The sequence below is a fragment of the Nostoc sp. CmiVER01 genome (assembly GCF_034531135.2).
Classification (GTDB): Bacteria; Cyanobacteriota; Cyanobacteriia; order Cyanobacteriales; family Nostocaceae; genus Nostoc.
The window spans coordinates 21,439-38,430 of sequence record NZ_JAVRBU020000015.1 but is presented as its reverse complement, the minus strand read 5'-3'; the positions used below and the strand labels follow the sequence as shown (position 1 = coordinate 38,430).

Below are 16,992 nucleotides of genomic sequence, written 5' to 3'. Positions count from 1 at the left end.
AACAAGATAGAGGCTCTCCTAGTTTCAATCCCTAATAGGGATTTTGATGAATTGCAATAACTTCCGCCCCGGCGGGAGAATCTAAAGAAGAGTTTCAATCCCTAATAGGGATTTTGATGAATTGCAATGCAAGTAGATTAAATAGCTTGTTTACTGATAATGCAGTTGTTTCAATCCCTAATAGGGATTTTGATGAATTGCAATTTAGATAACTTTTAGTTATGATTAGTTCAAATTTAAGTTTCAATCCCTAATAGGGATTTTGATGAATTGCAATAAGCTTCTTCAGCAGCAGCAGCTTCAGGTGTTGAGTTTCAATCCCTAATAGGGATTTTGATGAATTGCAATAGCAGCGAGATGATGCATTTCCTGGGGAAGTCATCGGTTTCAATCCCTAATAGGGATTTTGATGAATTGCAATCGCCCCTTGCTGGGATGCTACAGGGGGATTTCCTGTTTCAATCCCTAATAGGGATTTTGATGAATTGCAATTATCTCGATTGGGCGGATAAATATCTATCATTTGAGTTTCAATCCCTAATAGGGATTTTGATGAATTGCAATCTTGCCCGTTGCCTTTAATTTTCAATTTAGTTTAAATAGTTTCAATCCCTAATAGGGATTTTGATGAATTGCAATTTTATCTACCATTACCCGAACTGGCGGGAGTGGCGTTTCAATCCCTAATAGGGATTTTGATGAATTGCAATTTGTAACTTAGCTAAATCACTGGAAGTAAGTATTTATGTTTCAATCCCTAATAGGGATTTTGATGAATTGCAATACAGTTTGCCTACAGTCCGTCTACAGGCTGTAGGCGTTTCAATCCCTAATAGGGATTTTGATGAATTGCAATAAACCTGGCGCGATCGCACCTCAGCCAATTACAAGTTTCAATCCCTAATAGGGATTTTGATGAATTGCAATCGCAAAATGTCATCTGATTTGTGGCAGAAAACTAGTTTCAATCCCTAATAGGGATTTTGATGAATTGCAATACTTGAGAGTTAGCGCGAGATTTGCCCTGTACCATGTTTCAATCCCTAATAGGGATTTTGATGAATTGCAATGCTTTTAAATCATCAGCCATTTGGGTTATTTCACTGTTTCAATCCCTAATAGGGATTTTGATGAATTGCAATTCAGCGTATAAAAATCTTCAATCGAGCGGGTGCTGTTTCAATCCCTAATAGGGATTTTGATGAATTGCAATTAAGCAATAGGCAGTCAATCTAACAGATTTATACGTTTCAATCCCTAATAGGGATTTTGATGAATTGCAATTTTTAGACTTTCAGATTTACAGGGAAAAAATAGCTGTTTCAATCCCTAATAGGGATTTTGATGAATTGCAATGTTATTAGGTGTTGAGGAATTGATCAAGGGTTAGTTTCAATCCCTAATAGGGATTTTGATGAATTGCAATCAAAAAGCTGAAGAATTGCGGCAAGCAGTGGCACGTTTCAATCCCTAATAGGGATTTTGATGAATTGCAATCGTCAACTGTTGGTATAGCCAGTACTTTGGGATTGTTTCAATCCCTAATAGGGATTTTGATGAATTGCAATCCACCCTACAATACCAGGCATACATTTATCAGCGTTTCAATCCCTAATAGGGATTTTGATGAATTGCAATACCTACACCCTCTTGAATTGCAAGTTCTTTCAAGTTTCAATCCCTAATAGGGATTTTGATGAATTGCAATGCTTTAATCTTGAATCTATACTGTGGCATGGAAACGTTTCAATCCCTAATAGGGATTTTGATGAATTGCAATAGCGGGAGCCTAAAACCTAAGCTATATTTAGTTTTCAAGGTGCGGTTGCGCGATTCAAGGGCAATCATAGCATTAGAGAATTTGTTTGGAAAGAGCGCCAGGAAAATTTAAAGGCTGAAATCGTATTTTGATAAGCATTTCAGAGATTGCGCGGATGAGGATTAGGCGACCAATAGGTTGAAAGCCTTACTGGAGTTGGGATAGAAGCATTTTTTGGTGCTGTGGAATTTGTACACCTACCCTTCCGCGCATTTGAGATGCAGAAAGCTAGCCAGAAGAAGACTCAGCAAAGAAAATTGTTTCGTCTCGTGGCTGTTCTCCGCCAATGCGTTCGACTTTTCGCTGACAACAGCCACAGAGAAAATAAAAGCGCACACTATCAGTGTCGGGTTTAATCAATTTAGATAAACGCGATCGCAGTTTAGCATACTGAGTGAGAGTGATATCGCACTCAAACACACTCAGTTGCATCCATTGTCCGTAAGATTTGAGAACAGAATGGATTTTAGTCCGACGTTTATCTTCTGGAATGTCGTAGCTGACAACAATATACATGGAGGGAATGGGGAGTGGGGAGATGGGAGAGAATGAATAATTACTTAAGAATTAAGGGGGGATATTTATCAATTTCGTTCATGAGATACTTACTTAATAACCTCGCCTGAATTTCAAAGGCTTCTTGGTAGGTGCATTTATTTCCCATAACTGGATGTTTGAAACTCGATAGTTTCTTTTGTTGGTAGGCGCGAAGGAATGTATGCAGTCCTTCTTTGGTTAAAGTCACAGCACCACTGAGCGGTTCGGTGGTAAAGTCAGTTAGGGTTAGCGATCGCTTGTTAATCAGCGACAAAACTACAGCATCCACTATTAAAGGACGAAATTCTTCCATCAAGTCCAAAGCTAGGGAAGGTCTACCATAACGCTCAATGTGTAAGTATCCTAAATAAGGATCGAAGCCGACAATATTTAAAGCACTTTGCACATCATGACGTAGCAATGAATACCCAAAACTCAATAACGCATTAACTGGATCGGTTGGTGGGCGGCGGCGTCTGGCTTCAAATTGAAATTCTGAGGTTTTGATTAGCTGTTGAAAGGAACCGAAATAGGCTGCACTACCAGCACCTTCTAAACCTCTGAGGGAATCAATACTGCTAGTTTTTTCGATTGGTGCGATCGCGTTTTCTAATCGAGTGATGTTATTATTCAGGTCAGTATCAGGATATTCTCGTTGAGTGCGAAGTAAGCTATGGCGGTAATTTTTTAATTTACCCCGGACAAATCCTCTGACTAAATGTATTGCTGGTTCTGATTCTCCCACAGCTTGCCATTGGGCTTTACGAACAAAGATATTTTTAGTAGCTTCTGGTTCTAAACGCCCTAAATATCGTCCGTTTTGTGTGAGAAATGTTAAACAAATGTGACGTTCTAAAAGTTCATTAACGACGGCGGGAGAAATAGTAGCCCGTCCTAGTACTACAATTCCCTCTATTTTAATTAAAGGGATATCCAAGATTGTTTTTTGTTCAGCTTTGACAGTGAGACGTTCGTCAACTTTACCGATAAAAGCATCGGCTTGTGTTACGTAAAGTGTTCCCATGATTTAATCCTTAATTAATTGAAAATTGTCAAACTCAAGTCGATGCAACAAAGATGCAGCTTGATACATCAAAGATGCAGGTCGATACAATAAAGGTGCAGCTTGATACATCAAAGGTGCAAGTCAATGCAATAAAGGTGAAAATCAATGCAACAAACATGCAGGTCGATACAACCAAGATGCAGGTCAATGCAACAAAGATGCAGGTTAAGGGACTTTAAATTTGTCATATAAATGAAAACTCATACACAAACAAAGTCCACCTATGCAAACTTTAAAGAAATTCGCATCAGTTAGGTATGTGGATGTAGTAGGAAATTTTATGAGCCAAGATAATTTTCAAAAATTAACTTCTTGATAATTTTTGACTTTATCAGTTGCTTTGGGCAAACATTGCGAATGAAGACTGCATCCTTGACAGCGTTTGCTGTAAACTGGTTTTGGCATTGCTCCTGTTTCTAGGAGATTTGTGACGGATTCAATAGTTGCGATCGCACTTTGCCGTAACTCTGCATTAATCTCTACTAATTGCCGTTGATGGGAGTGGGCATAATAGATATATCCAGTAGTTACAGGTTGTCCTGTCATCTCTTCTAAACATAAGGCTTGGGCACAAACTTGCAACTCATCGTTATCCCATTCGCCTTTGCGTCCTCGTTTGTATTCCACTGGGTAAACTTGACCAGATTCGGCTTCAATTAAATCAGATTTGCCGATGAGTTTGTATTGCTCAGACTTCAGCCAAATTGCTCTAATTTGCCAAGTTTCTCCTCGCTGGATATCGCTTGTGGTGTGGACGCGATCGTGCAAAGTTGTACCTTCAATTGTGTATTGATTATCGGTAAATTCCCCTGCACAAAACATCCTCCAACAGCGATGCGGGCAATAAGCATATTGATTCAATGCCGCAATGGAAATATATTCAGTTTGATTCATAAGTTAGATTGTTTTTAAATGATTATTGAAATTAGGGATAATACAGCCGTCGCGTCATTCCCATCCCCATAGTTGTTTTGCGACCAACTCCTGCATACAAAGCAAAATTAGCTAAAGCATTAAGTTGCTTAATTTGTATGGGTTTAATTTCTCCCAAAATCTTATAGGTAACTTCGCCAATAATGCCAATAAATTTGCTGCGGGAGTCAACTAATATTTCTGTGTGAATATTGACAAATGAGGGAAATATTGACTCGATCGCAATCTGAGAAAATTCTATGCCACTGTATTTATTCCACCGTGAAAGTAGGGAATTGAAAACAGATTCTCTGGTAGGAAGGGTAGTATCATACTGTCCTTGACGGAAGGCGGTAGGCGTGGAAAAGGTAAGGTTTATGGAAGAATTGCGTAGGCGTAGCCCGTCGCAGACATCGCTAGCTTCTTCGTATAATTGAGCATAAGTACTAGCATTTGCCCAAGGTTGACTAGATTGGGGTGTGCCTTGAATGCTGGTAATATACAAGTCAGCCGGGCCAAGATGCCAAGGGCGATTGGGATTAAGATTTAGCCAAAGTTGAGTAAGTTTGCCAAATAGAGTGTCATCTAATAAAGAGATGCGCCACCAACAAGGTGTTCCGGCGGGAATGGTTTGTTGATGTGAGTATTGCAATTTAGATCCCGCCTTAACCCCCTTCAAAAGGAAGGAATTAATTTGTAAGGGAGAGAGGGTAAAAGCTTTATCTGCGGTGGAATCGTGCAAGCGATCGCCTAATTCTTTATCTACAGAACTAACAAGGGTTAAAAATAGGGCGTGGAGATGTCTACCTGTGAGATACTGTGGTGGAATGGGCGATTGAGGTAGCAAATTCAACACTAAACTATGAGGCATACTTTCTTTTTTTGGTTGTAGACTGAGTGATTCTTGACTCTACAGTAAACTCAGGAATTTCCTGGAGTTCAGCATCACTCAAACTATACTGTTCGCAAACGAGACTTAAGCGATTTCCTGGGGTTTTGACAGCGTTAACCGAATGAGTTAAATCACCTTGAAAATAAACCAAAGTATTGAATTGGGGCTTAATTTGCCCAAGTTGGCGTTTGTGCGATCGCAATACCAGTTCTCCTCCTTCCATATCCGCAGGTACGCGCACATAGAGAACGCTCACAACCGCAGGCGGTTCAATGGTTTTGGAGTATGAACGCAAGGAGCGATCAATATGCGGATCGACGCGGGAGCCTTCTTTGAGTTGTAAAGGATTGAGGTAAAAAGCATTACAACTTGGTTGGAGAGCCAAATCTAGGTAAGGCTTGAAGTAGGGAAACTGCTGTTCTACTTTTGCTAATCCAGAACGCTGAAATACTACAGAAAATCCTTTGGTGGCGACAAAATCGCGGTTGAGGTTGTTGATAGCAAAGTAAGGACAAGCTTGGATTTCTCCCCACAAGTTGTTTAGGTAATCGCTGGGGAAGGCGTTGGTTTGTTGTTGATAGTGTTTCACGAGGGATAGAGGAGCGATCGCTGAATGTGGTATCTAAAATTTTAAAGACTGTCGAGTGATGATAGTAGTATTCTTTTAAGTAAGAAAAACTACATAGCAAGAAAGACCAATGAGAATTGATGATTACAATGCAGCCAAGGCGCTAACTGAAAAACTCAAAGAGAACTTACCCATTAAAGCACGAGCCGGCAAACAGTTTTTGAAGACATTAAAGCAAAAAGGGGTAAACGCCGATCCAAACAGAGAATTTGAAATTGATTTCGTTGGCTATTCAGGAGATGAAGGCGGGATTATGTGCGGACTAAAAGAGCCAAATAATCCCGAAAGTGAAGAAAAATATGTTTCTTCTATTACTCATCTAAAGATTGATCATAATCATCTTCTAGCTGCTGAAGTGCAGATTTACCAACGCCAGCGAATACGTAAGTTAATGTTGCAAAATTATAGAGGTTTTAAAGCCGAGTTAATGACGATAGAGCCTCGAAAAAATAAAAGCCGTAGTAAAGGCTTTGGAAAGTAGTTAACTCCGAAAGCGATATTCTATTTGAACTGGAATTTTTAAGTTTTGAATGCCATCAAATTGATAGTATTGCCCTCGCATTTGGACATTCTGAATTAAGCTAACTGGAGGCATATTCACAACATCATAGCTAATCACTTGATTAGTGAACATAACATCTAAAGGATTTAATGGATGTGTACAAGTGAATATACCTTCATAAATTTTATGTTTCGGTAATGGTTCAACCGTAACTTCAGCCTTGCTCATCCATTTACCCAAGCGAATCCACTTTGGTAGTTTGAGTTCTTTTTGCGAAATGACAAAAAACTCAAATCGGCTTTCTGGTGCTATTTCTTTTGCTCTGCCAAAACTAGGGATATTTTTCTGTGTTTTCTCCATTTCAACGTGGTAGTTATTGTTAGCATACTTCCAGGTGTTGAGGATGGAAGAATGATTGAGCGATCGCGCCGGAGTTACATAAATTTGCTGTTGATTGAGTGGCGTTAAATGCTCCTCATATTTTGGCACTTGTTCAGGGCAAAAATAGCGATAAGAATGTTCTTCAGCAACGGTAGTAGAGTAGATTGGGCTATCAACTAAACCCAGTGCATAACAAACAGCGTAATTGTGAATTACTGGCTCTGTTTCATACAATCGCCCGATTTCACGAGTTGCGTAATAGAGGCTGTCATGTAGTTCTATTTGACAACGATAAATAAACACCATCTTGCTTACTCCGTGACAGCAGCAGCTTTTTTATTAACCTTGGTATCTTTCTTAGCGTCTTTCTTCCCTGATTTAAGAACCCATGTTTGAGCATAAACAGATGATTCAGAATTTGCTTGACTCAACATTTCTTGCAACCGAGTTTCATCACTGGTAATAGACTTAACTTCACTCAAAAGTTGTGTGAAGGATGCACCAATAAAATCAGTATGAGAAATACACTCTTGAGACATTAGAGCAGTAATTGCTTGTGTAGCCGCCTCTAAAACCTCGTCTTCATTGAGCGGATCGGGAGGATTAATTTGCTTTGGAGTTGCATTATTCATTACGTCATATATCTTTTGAGTCCAGAGAAGATTACTAACAATCTCACCATCAGCGAAAATGACTCCAACTAACTCATTACGCACTCTACCAGTGCGGGTAGTCTGCGCTCCGTAATGGCGTGTCCTGAGAATATTGTTAAAGACGTAGAGAAATCCAGCTTCAGTAGGATCTTTCAGCGTAACAATGCTGGGGAAAAAGACTTGAGGTAAGATATGATCTTGACTATTAATACGGCTGGTTACTTCCCCTTGACGGCTCATTGTCCCATTTTCAAAAGGTGCATTGAGGGTAAAGTTAAGGTGAGAATCGTCAAATGGTGTAATTGAGTACGCTGTGTCTACAACTACTTTCGACTTTTCAGAACCGGAATCACCAATAGCAAAACCGTAGAGAATACAGTCAGGAGTAGTTTTGCTGAAATCTACGTTGTAGTCGCATTTTTCAGCATCACCAATTTTGTAGTTACGTAGTAATTCTCTACCCGTTAAACGTTCTGGTGTAGACTGCTTGCGCTTAAACATTGCCAAGCGACTAATAGGTTCTTTGTTTTCAATTCCAGCACGTACTCTGGCTTTATTTAGTTCACCATCTGTCTGGAATAAAGGATAAGATTCTGTAACCCGAATAGTAATGAAATGAGCATATTTGCCCATTGGTTTAGCAGGAATTACATCGTGAAAAAATTTAGAATCGAGTGTTTTCAAGAATTTCATGATTTGATTGCTCCGATTTAGTTAGTTGGAAAAGAAAAAATAAATTAGACTGATGCTTCAAGTTCTAATTCAGGAATATCATCAGGTTCATCTTGGGGACGTGCTTTACGTTCTTCATCATCTGCTAGGCGATAAAGGTACTCACAGGTATCTCTTATTAGATTGAGTTGAGTACCAGCTAGACGTGCGCGATCGCTTTTAAAGCTTCCTTCAAATATTTGTTTTACAAAATACTTAGAAAACTCATAGACTGCTTGACGTTCTTCTTCGGAAGTTAATGCAGGCTTCCACTTTCCATCAACTAAAGTTAATGTTGGTTTTCCTTCAGCCGCTTTACGCCTCACATTATTCATCAGCTTGGCTAGACGAGCAGCTACCACATCTATTAAAGATTCAGTGTCACTAGCCATAGATTTATCAATTTTCAAAATTACATCAGCAGCCTCATCAATCGGTTTGAGAATTGCATTAGCTTTGGCATATTGACTTTTAGAACGATAAAAACGACGATAGAGTTCTGTTAATTTACGCAGTTGATTCACAGCTTTTCCTTCTGGTTCAAAGTAGTGATAAAAATCCAAGTATAGGCGAACTTTCGCCATAGGTACAGAATCAATTTTGTCTTGCTTTCGCAACCATTTATTAAGGTAATAGAAGACATAGAGAGGACTAGTTTCTAAATCCCGTGCTAAATCTGCTAATTTTCCCCAATCTGGATCACCATCCTTTTTACGGTTGACTTCTAAATGAATTGAGTAAGCCGCAGTCAGAGCATTGAGTGGAGAAAATTTACGCTTTTCTGAACTATGAGGTAGAATGCTATCTAAGCGATAGTTATCTTTTTGAATCAAAGAACGAATCGCTTGATGTTCTCCATCAATTAAAACAGTTTCTTCAAAATCAGCACCACTAATGAAAGGTGGTACAGGTGATTCTGATGCAACGACTTTTACATCGAGAACAAGCGGTAAAGCAAATGCTAACCAAGCTGGCATTATCCACGATTCTGTATCTGTTGGTTCTCTTCCTGGCGGTAAACCAATGAAGAAGAAAGTTAATGTTTCATCATCGGGATAGCTAATTTTAAATGTTTTATCATCTTCTGGTGGAATATCCTGCTTAATCAACAAATCATCGACTTGTTGATAGTTGTTAATTGTTAAATTTGCAACTTGTTCTTTGGAAACAAAATGTTTGCGAAGTTCAGCATCAAATCGAGTTTGAGATATAGCGTTATAAGCTTTTTGCAAAAACTTATTTGTTTCTGGAGTAAAGAAATAAGCAGGATAAAGATAAAGATAGCGATATTTACGACCTTCAAAGTCTGCACCAGTCGCATTAGTCTTACTCATCAAAATTTGCCTCAACATGATTTCAATTGACCAGATTGAGCAAATTTGCCGCTTTGCAGCTTGAGCATTAAATAAAATTTGGCGATTGCTGTAAACTTGTGGTGCAAATAACGTTGCTGACTCCATTTGCTCCGTTACAGTGTAGGGAGAACTAGATATAGCACAAACATTTTCTCTACCTCTTCCTGTAACTTTTGCAGCGTTATACCTACTTATCTCTATTAAAAATTGGTCTGGCTTAGGTTCAATAACCGCACCTGTTGGTAAAGAAATAACTCGACTTACATAAGTGCGTAAATCACTCCAGCCATCAGGAATTGTAAAATCTTCTAAAATAGGTTTAATAAGGTTGGAAGTATAGTTAACCATACCTTCCATCAACTCAATATTTTGCGCTAAATTTTTACCTAAATTTTTCTGGTAATATTTAGCCGATAAATAATACCAATCTAAAGGAACTCCTCCTGTTTTCTTAAGAGATTGAATTCGTCTTAAAGCTGGTATTTCCTCTAGCAAACCCAAGTATTCAGCTAGTTTTTCAGTCAGGTTTAAATCAGGAATGTTTTTACGTTCAGCTTTAGAAAATTGTTTTTGGTATTCATTCGCGCGTTCTTGCCACTTACCCCAAATACCTCGACATATAATATCTCCAAATTCAGCTAATCTATCAATCTGAATTTCATTACCAAATACAACATCTATATTTTGTGGTAATTCTCCTTGTGTTTGAAAAGTTTGTAAACTTTCACTCCGCTTACCAGATGAGGCTAATTTAGTATCAGGCAGTATACTGATAGCTGCATTAATACTGACTTCCATTAACTCATTAGCGCGGAAAAATAACCAGTAGTAATCAGCGAACTTGAAACCTTTACCATCTCGACTAAAACCTGTTTGTCGTTTTGTTAACTGCTTACTGCATAATGTTTTAATTTTATCTACAACCTGATTGGGAATATCAGCAGTATGAATTGCAGGTGCATCTTTACTGGCAAGGTACACTACACCATCTGGCAAATACAATAACTGTGTGTAGTATTGCTTAGGATGTACATCCATCAAGGCATTATTAATAATATTCGTCAGAACACCACGATTGTCTGATAATGCATGATAGCTAAATGTTAACTGACCATTACTTAAGTCGTTTAATAACTCAGGTAATTTTTCATTTCTGCCATCACTTTCAACATCACGAGGATGCTTTAATAATGAAGCAAATAAATCCGACATTTTTAACAATCTGTGCAGAATATTCCGCGTTCGACCATCTAAATTAGGACGCAAACCACGAATTTCTAAACCTCGATCAGCATCACTTCCATCACCAGCATTACTACTCAGCCATACAATATCATCGATAGATTTTTCCCAATCTTCACCCAAAAAATTATCTAAACTAAAATCCTGAATTTTTTGTTTTACATACCCGCGTCTTAAATTTGGTGCATCTGATTTCTTTGCAGGGTCTTTCCGCCAATCACGATTTTTAAATACATTATCTGTGTCATTTTCTTCCAACCAAATTGGATAGTCGGGGAATTTTTCAAAGTCATGTAGAATATACGCAGCTACAAATAGACGAGTTTCCTTTTCTTCACATTGACGCTTAACAGGATTAGTTTCCAGTTTTGATGACTTTAATTTCTGAATAATCCGGTAGGTAGGGAACAGACCATTAAGCAGATGAGATAATAAAGATTGGTCATGTTTACTACGTTCAACATTTTTACCTTCGGATCTACGGTCTTCTGTGAATTGGCCTCCCTTAGCTGTTGCTCCCACTAATTGATGAATTAGTTTAGGCAACACATTCTCTGCAAAACTAATAATTATGGAATCCCCCTTGTTCTCTGGTACTTCTTTAATTGCTTTTTTAAAGAGGCCAATAGTTAAAAGTTCGCGCTCAATAGGAGTATCATTTTCGTCTTCCTCATAGTTATCTAGATCGGGAATTTCAGGATATTCATCAACGTTACTCATACTCATTTCTATTCTCCATCTTCACTATATAAATCTTGAATTGTCTTAGCAGCAAATGCAATACACGCTAAAATATCTTCTCGTTCTATACCTATATACGCCTCTAAAATGCTCTCAATACTTTCTCCACCAGCTAATAAATCTAAAATTAAAGAAACCCAAATACGATGTCCGCGAATGCAGGGTTTGCCAAAACAGATGTTTGGGTCAATCGAAATTCGAGTAAGCAAATCATCTTCAAGCATTAGTATTCCCAAAATTTGATGTTATATAACTTTCTAACAAATCCAGCCATCATCCTTTTTCGGCTTCCGAAACCAAAGTAAGGTTTCCAGCATTAGTGCAGATTTACCAAATGCTATGGTGTACGGTGGTGACTTCTTATCGTCGCTACTATATTTATCTGCTAAGGAGTATGCTTGAAAGTGGATAGGTAAACCTAACTTAGCTCTGAGATAAGTGCGATCGCAATCTGAAAGAAAGCATACTAAACCCCTACCCGATACAGCATCACTTATTTTATTAATTCCGCTACCGTGGGGTTGGCGAATTTCTAAACCTTTTAGAACCTGTACTTTACCAGATTTCGCAATTTCGCTGATATCTTCTGGATAGTAAAATTTCCAGTCTTCTCTTACTTCTCGGTAGCCAGTCAGTTTCAAACAGCATAAAGCTTCTTGAAAACGAGTGGTTGTAACTCTAGATTTCTCAGCTTGTTGTATAAATTCCTTGCTATCCATCCATTCAAACTTAAAGTTGCTAAGAATACCCGGTAAGTTATAAATTTTAAAACGTTCATTTTCTGGTTCTTCTGGATTTGTTGAATCATAAATTGCACAATCTAACTGACTACTTCCCCGAAAACTTCGTGCTTCATCAATGACTTTCTTTTTCTTTTCTTGTAGACATTGATTAATTTGTCCATATTTTGTCCAAATATTTACATCAAGTGCTTTTTCAATAGTCTCTTTAAAGTTTTTCTCTGCATCGGGATATTGATGAGTCAGCCGTCTTAATTCTTGATGAACACAAGCTGATTGAATAGCACCCCAGCGTTTAGGGTATTGCTTAAATTCATTCACAAATGGGTAACTTGAACGAATAACTTTTGTAAAGGTTACTCGGTCGTAAGTTTTGCCATCTTGCAAACAGTCTGAATCAGGTTTGAATAATATTTGAACAATAAATTTGGGAATCAAAGCATAAGCATGATAAGGATGAGGGTGAAAATCTTTGTGTCTGCCTATCCGGCCAAAGCGTTGAATAAAATTACCTGCATCAGCACCTTCAAATACCAAAAAATTAATTCTAAAATCTACACCTACATCAATAGTTGATGTTCCTACAAGTAAATCGGCTTTCGCAACTGATTCAGCTTTTTCTGTCTCACCAGTTAAACCTGTATTTTCTCTAACCTCTAAGTCTAAAGGTTTAAAAATATTTTTAAAATGCTTAACTAGTTTCTTAACCGCAGCAATCGAGTTGAGAATAATTGCACCTTTACTGCCTGGATAATCTTGAAAAAAATTTAAAATTACTGATTCAGAATTTTCTATCAGCCAATCATAACTAGATGAAAAATTAGGTTCTAGTGTTTGCGGAAAAAATAAAGTTATTGGTTGACTAATTTGCCGCCATTGAGTGCCATTTTCTGAAAAACAATATTTTTCTTTTTTGGCTGGATCAATTTCTTTATAATTAATGCCAGATTTATCACAAAAGTCTAGCAATAAATCATCTGGTGTTGCCGATAAAAACAAAAATTTCTTACCGGGGACGGTATGCTTAATTAACAATATTGCATTGAAGATACTTGCAACTTGAGCGGAGGAAAATATATGAAACTCGTCAAATATAAACAAATTGTAGTTATCATCTATTTTACTGAATAGCTTATTGGCGTTTTCTCCCTTGGTTTTACCATCTTTTTTAAAACGCCTAAGATAGCGAAAATCGTGAATATAGTAAAAAATATCGGGATTAGTCAGCAAAATTTCTGCTTGATTAGAAAGATTAGTTAATCCAGACTGTTTAGTTGGTAATTTATTCGTTTCGATAAAATCTTCCAGAATAGCTGCATTCAGACGATAAATCTGTGGGTTTTTCTTTGGTTGAAATTCGTCCTTATATTTCTGTACTTGCTTTTCCTGATCTCTCGCTAACTCGTTAGTCGGGTAAGTTGCCATTGTAGATACACCATCTGTCATAGCCAGAAGAAAAGCAGCTAAGCTTTTACCATCCCCAGTTATGGCAGTGTTGAACACTATATCAATATTTGGATCGCGCAATGTCTCCAAAGTTTCCACTTGATGCCAAGAAAGCGACCAATCTTTAGGTAATTTCACCCCATCAGATGTAGGGATGGTTTGAGAATAAACAGGTTTGAGATTTATGCTGTAATTTTCGGACATATCCTTGATAATTCCCTACAAATGCTTGGTTTCTCGTAATTTTTATGCAAAAAGAATGACAAACTTAGTAAATCTAATCAATTTCTGCCACCAATCCAATGGTGGCAGTTTTTATATATGTGCTAAGAAATACTACTCATAAATTTCTGCAACCATTGGTTGCAGTTTTTCAGATGGGTATAAAACATCTTCAGGCTATTTCTCGCACCAATGGTGCGAGTTTTTCAATTTACTTAAAAACTGTCCGTAACTCGTTGTTATTCCCTATAATGCCATGCAAAATAGAAGTTGCCAAGATATATCCGTATAAAAGTGTCCGTATAAAATATGAGTCGAAAAGGTCAATCTATTACACTGTCGATATCAGAACGCGATAAAGCCGAGCTAGAAGCGATCGCTCGTGAATTCGGTATGATGTGGGGAGAGGAGCAGCCTAACATCTCGAAGTTAATTAAAGCGATCGCTCAACGTAAGTTACTCATCGGTAACAATAACGATTGGAAAGAACCACGCATCAGGGCATTACACAGATGTATCAATGCGTTGACAGATATCGGGCAAATTGAACAAGCCCAAATCATTGCAAACTTACTTCTTGAACGCAGCGAACTATCATTACCGTTGCGAAGCGAAATCGAACGTTTCTTAGAGAATTTGCCCCCACCTTGGCGTTTAGAAATAGACCGCTATATCTTGCGCGAACAGCCCTTTCAGCTTTCTTATCAAGATGCAGCAGAGCGTGTGTTTAATTTTACCGTTCGCTACGCCAAAATTACACCCCACGAAAAGCGGCAATATCTTGATTGCTGGTGCGAAGAGACAGAAGGAAACTTTGATGTACTAGAACTAGTTCACAACTGGAGTTTACGATTAGACAGGATTACTGAAGCTGCTGTCATGCCAATTTCTGGTGAATGGCGAAGTTTGGCTGAGATAGAAGTGGAAATGCACCTATTTGCTGGCTTGGCTTTTGCCTATCAAGCAAAACCAGAAGACAATACTAATGAGTGGATACCAGATAAACCGCGAGTCCGGCGAGTTGTTAGGCGAGTATCTAGTACATTTTGGTTTAGCCGCGAAGTCATGCAATATGCGCCAGATTGTGTAGTTATATTACCAGAGAATGTGCGCGATCGCCTCAAACAAAAACTACTTACCCTCTGCCAGTTATACGATATCGAAACCAGGTCTTAACTCTTTCCCTCTCCGACTCGGAGAGGGACGGTTTTACTATGTAAAACCTTCTTAGAGGTCTTATCATCCTTGACAAAAGTACACTTCCATAAGATGTACTCATGTAACCGTTATCTGCGATCGCCTATAGTCATCTACAATACGTAAGTAAGACAAATGACGCAACAACAAGCCTTACAGACATCAATTTTGAAAATTAAAGAAAAAAATAATTACTAATTGCTTAAAAATTCCGGTTTATTTGGGTTTGGGGTGATAAATAAAAATAATAGTGTTGAATGTCATGCTTCTTATCACGAAGGATTACTGAAATTCTTCGCTGCTTTCAGAATGACTACTCAGCATCAAACAACATCTGCCGCCAATCAGTTTTTTACTGGCGATGCTTCTGCGCTATCAAGCCTTTTGATGCAGCTACATCAATGGGCTTCTACCACAAAACTTGCTTTAGATGTATCTAAGTAACTATGCTGATAAAGCCTAAAGATGCCACGCTATCTTGGAGCGAATTCTAAAGCAATTGTAAAAGACTTGGTGCCATTTTGGCAGGTTTTTATCCCAAATATGGGATATTAGTAGATTGTACAAATCTCTATTGTTATTCACTATCTACCGACAACTGCTAAGTACAAGTTTAAGTAATTTAATGAAGTAGGAAATAATACATGGTATTATCACTGTCTTCTCATAACGTTATCCAGTATCTGCTAGAAGCGGGGCTGTGTAGCTCAGAAGATGACGCATCAGATAAATCTGAGTTGCCAGGAAGTAGTAAGAACAGTTTCGATTTACTCGTGACTCTAGCAGATAATCGTAAACTGCTCATTAAACAAGAACGTAACGTTAAAAGTAATGACGGCGCTCCTCATGAATTGTTTCAGGAGTGGCTATTTCATCAGTTGCTCCAGCAGTTTCCAGTTCTCGGCAATATTTCTGCCATTGCACCATTGGTAGTCCATTTTGACGAAGAAAATTCTATCCTTGTCCGCAACTACTTAGGTGATTATCTAGAGCTTGCGACATTCTACCACAACAATGATATTTTTCCACAAGAAATTGCCACTGCGATCGGCACTACTTTAGCGGGACTCCATCGCGCAACCTACAACAGCCGAGAATATAAGGATTTCATGGCAACTGCTCCCCAAGGAGAGTTTCGCTATGGCTTTTACAATCCGGCGCAAGGGGTAGAGTCAATTGGGCCAGATATTTTTGGAACGGTTCCCACGGATGCGCTGAAATTCTATTTACTATACCAGCAGTCTGAGAGTTTGGAATCAGCGATCGCTGATTTGGCATACGACTGGAATCCTTGCTGCTTGACTCACAACGACCTGAAATTGAACAACATTTTGGTTCATTCTAGGTGGGAGAAACTAGATAATTGTCTAGTACGACTAATTGATTGGGAAGCTTGTTCTTGGGGAGATCCAGCTTTTGATTTAGGTACTTTACTAGCAAGCTATTTAGGAATTTGGCTCAAGAGTCTTGTAGTAGACCCCACCATTGAGTTACAAGAATCTCTACATTTGGCGTTGACACCGTTGGAGAGTTTACAACCTTCAATCATTGCCCTAATTAGGGCTTATCTAAATGCTTTTCCCATGATTTTAGAATACCGCAGTGACTTCATTGTGCGAGTTATTCAGTTTGCGGGGCTAGCACTGATTCATGAAATTCAGGATATGATTACGTGGCGAAAATCCTTTAATAATGCTGACATCTGTATGCTCCAAGTAGCTAAAAGTTTACTGACGATGCCGCAGCAAGGTGTACTGACTATTTTTGGGATATCAGAGTCAGAGATTCTGAATCCTGTGGGAAAAATTCATAAACTTCCTCAGCCTGTAAAAGAGCCACAGCTACTTCGTCTTTATTACGAAAAAACTCGGCTTCGCGGTTGTTAATGGCAGGGATTAGAACAATTCTGAGTTCTGGCTCCTGACTCCTGAATTTTTTTTTAAAAGTT

15 protein-coding genes and 1 CRISPR repeat array (1 of these 16 only partly in view) are annotated in these 16,992 nt (G+C 38.4%); of the genes, 5 read left to right on the top strand and 10 right to left on the bottom strand.

The annotated features are described in order from the left end of the window. Positions 1-1,780: a CRISPR direct-repeat array (repeat unit 37 nt; unit sequence GTTTCAATCCCTAATAGGGATTTTGATGAATTGCAAT) (it extends 2,586 nt beyond the left edge of the window). 267 nt (positions 1,781-2,047) lie between these two features. Continuing rightward, a complete protein-coding gene (gene cas2 / locus RMZ43_RS24915) occupies positions 2,048-2,335 on the bottom strand; it encodes a CRISPR-associated endonuclease Cas2 (RefSeq protein ID WP_322653847.1) in 288 nt (95 codons plus the stop codon). A gap of 40 nt (positions 2,336-2,375) precedes the next feature. Then, the gene (gene cas1d, locus RMZ43_RS24910) at positions 2,376-3,380 is read right to left on the bottom strand and encodes a type I-D CRISPR-associated endonuclease Cas1d (protein WP_322653848.1); all 1,005 of its coding nucleotides are present in this window, start codon (positions 3,378-3,380) and stop codon (positions 2,376-2,378) included. A 53-nt stretch (positions 3,381-3,433) separates the two neighbouring features. On the opposite strand from cas1d, the gene RMZ43_RS24905 reads away from it, so the two are divergent. Beyond that, a complete protein-coding gene (locus RMZ43_RS24905) occupies positions 3,434-3,601 on the top strand; it encodes a hypothetical protein (protein WP_322653849.1) in 168 nt (55 codons plus the stop codon). A gap of 118 nt (positions 3,602-3,719) precedes the next feature. On the opposite strand, the gene cas4 is transcribed toward RMZ43_RS24905, so the two are convergent. From cas4 to RMZ43_RS24890, 3 genes are read right to left on the bottom strand one after another with little or no spacing between them, the layout of a single operon-like run. Continuing rightward, entirely contained in the window at positions 3,720-4,316 is a 597-nt protein-coding gene (gene cas4 / locus RMZ43_RS24900) for a CRISPR-associated protein Cas4 (RefSeq protein WP_322653850.1), read from the bottom strand. A gap of 31 nt (positions 4,317-4,347) precedes the next feature. After that, a complete protein-coding gene (gene cas6 / locus RMZ43_RS24895) occupies positions 4,348-5,205 on the bottom strand; it encodes a CRISPR-associated endoribonuclease Cas6 (protein WP_322653851.1) in 858 nt (285 codons plus the stop codon). Next, a complete protein-coding gene (locus RMZ43_RS24890; RefSeq protein ID WP_174712088.1) occupies positions 5,195-5,815 on the bottom strand; it encodes a 2OG-Fe(II) oxygenase in 621 nt (206 codons plus the stop codon). The genes cas6 and RMZ43_RS24890 overlap by 11 nt, the downstream gene beginning before the upstream one ends. Positions 5,816-5,924: 109 nt before the next feature. Between RMZ43_RS24890 and RMZ43_RS24885 the strand changes: the two genes are divergently transcribed. Next, positions 5,925-6,335, top strand: coding sequence for a hypothetical protein (locus RMZ43_RS24885; protein ID WP_322653852.1), 411 nt, complete (start codon positions 5,925-5,927; stop codon positions 6,333-6,335). Here RMZ43_RS24885 and cas5d read toward each other — a convergent pair whose 3' ends face one another. The 5 genes from cas5d to cas3 are packed head-to-tail and all read right to left on the bottom strand — an operon-like array spanning position 6,336 to position 13,829. Next, the gene (cas5d, locus tag RMZ43_RS24880) at positions 6,336-7,043 is read right to left on the bottom strand and encodes a type I-D CRISPR-associated protein Cas5/Csc1 (protein ID WP_322653853.1); all 708 of its coding nucleotides are present in this window, start codon (positions 7,041-7,043) and stop codon (positions 6,336-6,338) included. It lies immediately after the preceding gene. A gap of 5 nt (positions 7,044-7,048) precedes the next feature. Continuing rightward, entirely contained in the window at positions 7,049-8,083 is a 1,035-nt protein-coding gene (cas7d, locus tag RMZ43_RS24875; protein ID WP_322653854.1) for a type I-D CRISPR-associated protein Cas7/Csc2, read from the bottom strand. A gap of 44 nt (positions 8,084-8,127) precedes the next feature. Further along, positions 8,128-11,424 carry a type I-D CRISPR-associated protein Cas10d/Csc3 gene (gene cas10d, locus RMZ43_RS24870; protein ID WP_416212442.1) on the bottom strand — a complete coding sequence of 1,099 codons (3,297 nt, stop codon included), beginning with the start codon at positions 11,422-11,424 and terminating at the stop codon, positions 8,128-8,130. Positions 11,425-11,426: 2 nt separating this feature from the next. After that, positions 11,427-11,663 (bottom strand): DUF433 domain-containing protein, encoded by a 237-nt coding sequence (locus RMZ43_RS24865; protein ID WP_322653855.1) that lies wholly within the window; start codon positions 11,661-11,663, stop codon positions 11,427-11,429. 33 nt (positions 11,664-11,696) lie between these two features. Then, positions 11,697-13,829: a type I-D CRISPR-associated helicase Cas3' gene (gene cas3, locus RMZ43_RS24860; protein WP_322653856.1), complete on the bottom strand. Its 2,133-nt coding sequence runs from the start codon at positions 13,827-13,829 to the stop codon at positions 11,697-11,699. Between the two features lie 327 nt (positions 13,830-14,156). Here cas3 and RMZ43_RS24855 point away from each other — a divergent pair, with 327 nt between their 5' ends. The 3 genes from RMZ43_RS24855 (at position 14,157) to RMZ43_RS24845 (ending at position 16,930) form a co-directional block, all read left to right on the top strand. After that, positions 14,157-15,023, top strand: a complete 867-nt coding sequence (locus RMZ43_RS24855; protein ID WP_322653857.1) for a WYL domain-containing protein — start codon at positions 14,157-14,159, stop codon at positions 15,021-15,023. 330 nt (positions 15,024-15,353) lie between these two features. Further along, the gene (locus RMZ43_RS24850) at positions 15,354-15,488 is read left to right on the top strand and encodes a hypothetical protein (protein ID WP_322653858.1); all 135 of its coding nucleotides are present in this window, start codon (positions 15,354-15,356) and stop codon (positions 15,486-15,488) included. A 200-nt stretch (positions 15,489-15,688) separates the two neighbouring features. Then, positions 15,689-16,930 (top strand): phosphotransferase family protein, encoded by a 1,242-nt coding sequence (locus RMZ43_RS24845; protein WP_322653859.1) that lies wholly within the window; start codon positions 15,689-15,691, stop codon positions 16,928-16,930. The last annotated feature ends 62 nt before the right edge of the window (positions 16,931-16,992 follow it).

Coding starts and splice junctions, on each gene's coding strand:
- cas2 (WP_322653847.1), bottom strand. CDS start 2,335: ATGTATATTGTTGTCAGCTACGACATTCCAGAAGATAAACGTCGGACT.
- cas1d (WP_322653848.1), bottom strand. CDS start 3,380: ATGGGAACACTTTACGTAACACAAGCCGATGCTTTTATCGGTAAAGTT.
- RMZ43_RS24905 (WP_322653849.1), top strand. CDS start 3,434: ATGCAGCTTGATACATCAAAGATGCAGGTCGATACAATAAAGGTGCAG.
- cas4 (WP_322653850.1), bottom strand. CDS start 4,316: ATGAATCAAACTGAATATATTTCCATTGCGGCATTGAATCAATATGCT.
- cas6 (WP_322653851.1), bottom strand. CDS start 5,205: ATGCCTCATAGTTTAGTGTTGAATTTGCTACCTCAATCGCCCATTCCA.
- RMZ43_RS24885 (WP_322653852.1), top strand. CDS start 5,925: ATGAGAATTGATGATTACAATGCAGCCAAGGCGCTAACTGAAAAACTC.
- cas5d (WP_322653853.1), bottom strand. CDS start 7,043: ATGGTGTTTATTTATCGTTGTCAAATAGAACTACATGACAGCCTCTAT.
- cas7d (WP_322653854.1), bottom strand. CDS start 8,083: ATGAAATTCTTGAAAACACTCGATTCTAAATTTTTTCACGATGTAATT.
- cas10d (WP_416212442.1), bottom strand. CDS start 11,424: ATGAGTATGAGTAACGTTGATGAATATCCTGAAATTCCCGATCTAGAT.
- RMZ43_RS24865 (WP_322653855.1), bottom strand. CDS start 11,663: ATGCTTGAAGATGATTTGCTTACTCGAATTTCGATTGACCCAAACATC.
- cas3 (WP_322653856.1), bottom strand. CDS start 13,829: ATGTCCGAAAATTACAGCATAAATCTCAAACCTGTTTATTCTCAAACC.
- RMZ43_RS24855 (WP_322653857.1), top strand. CDS start 14,157: ATGAGTCGAAAAGGTCAATCTATTACACTGTCGATATCAGAACGCGAT.
- RMZ43_RS24850 (WP_322653858.1), top strand. CDS start 15,354: ATGACTACTCAGCATCAAACAACATCTGCCGCCAATCAGTTTTTTACT.
- RMZ43_RS24845 (WP_322653859.1), top strand. CDS start 15,689: ATGGTATTATCACTGTCTTCTCATAACGTTATCCAGTATCTGCTAGAA.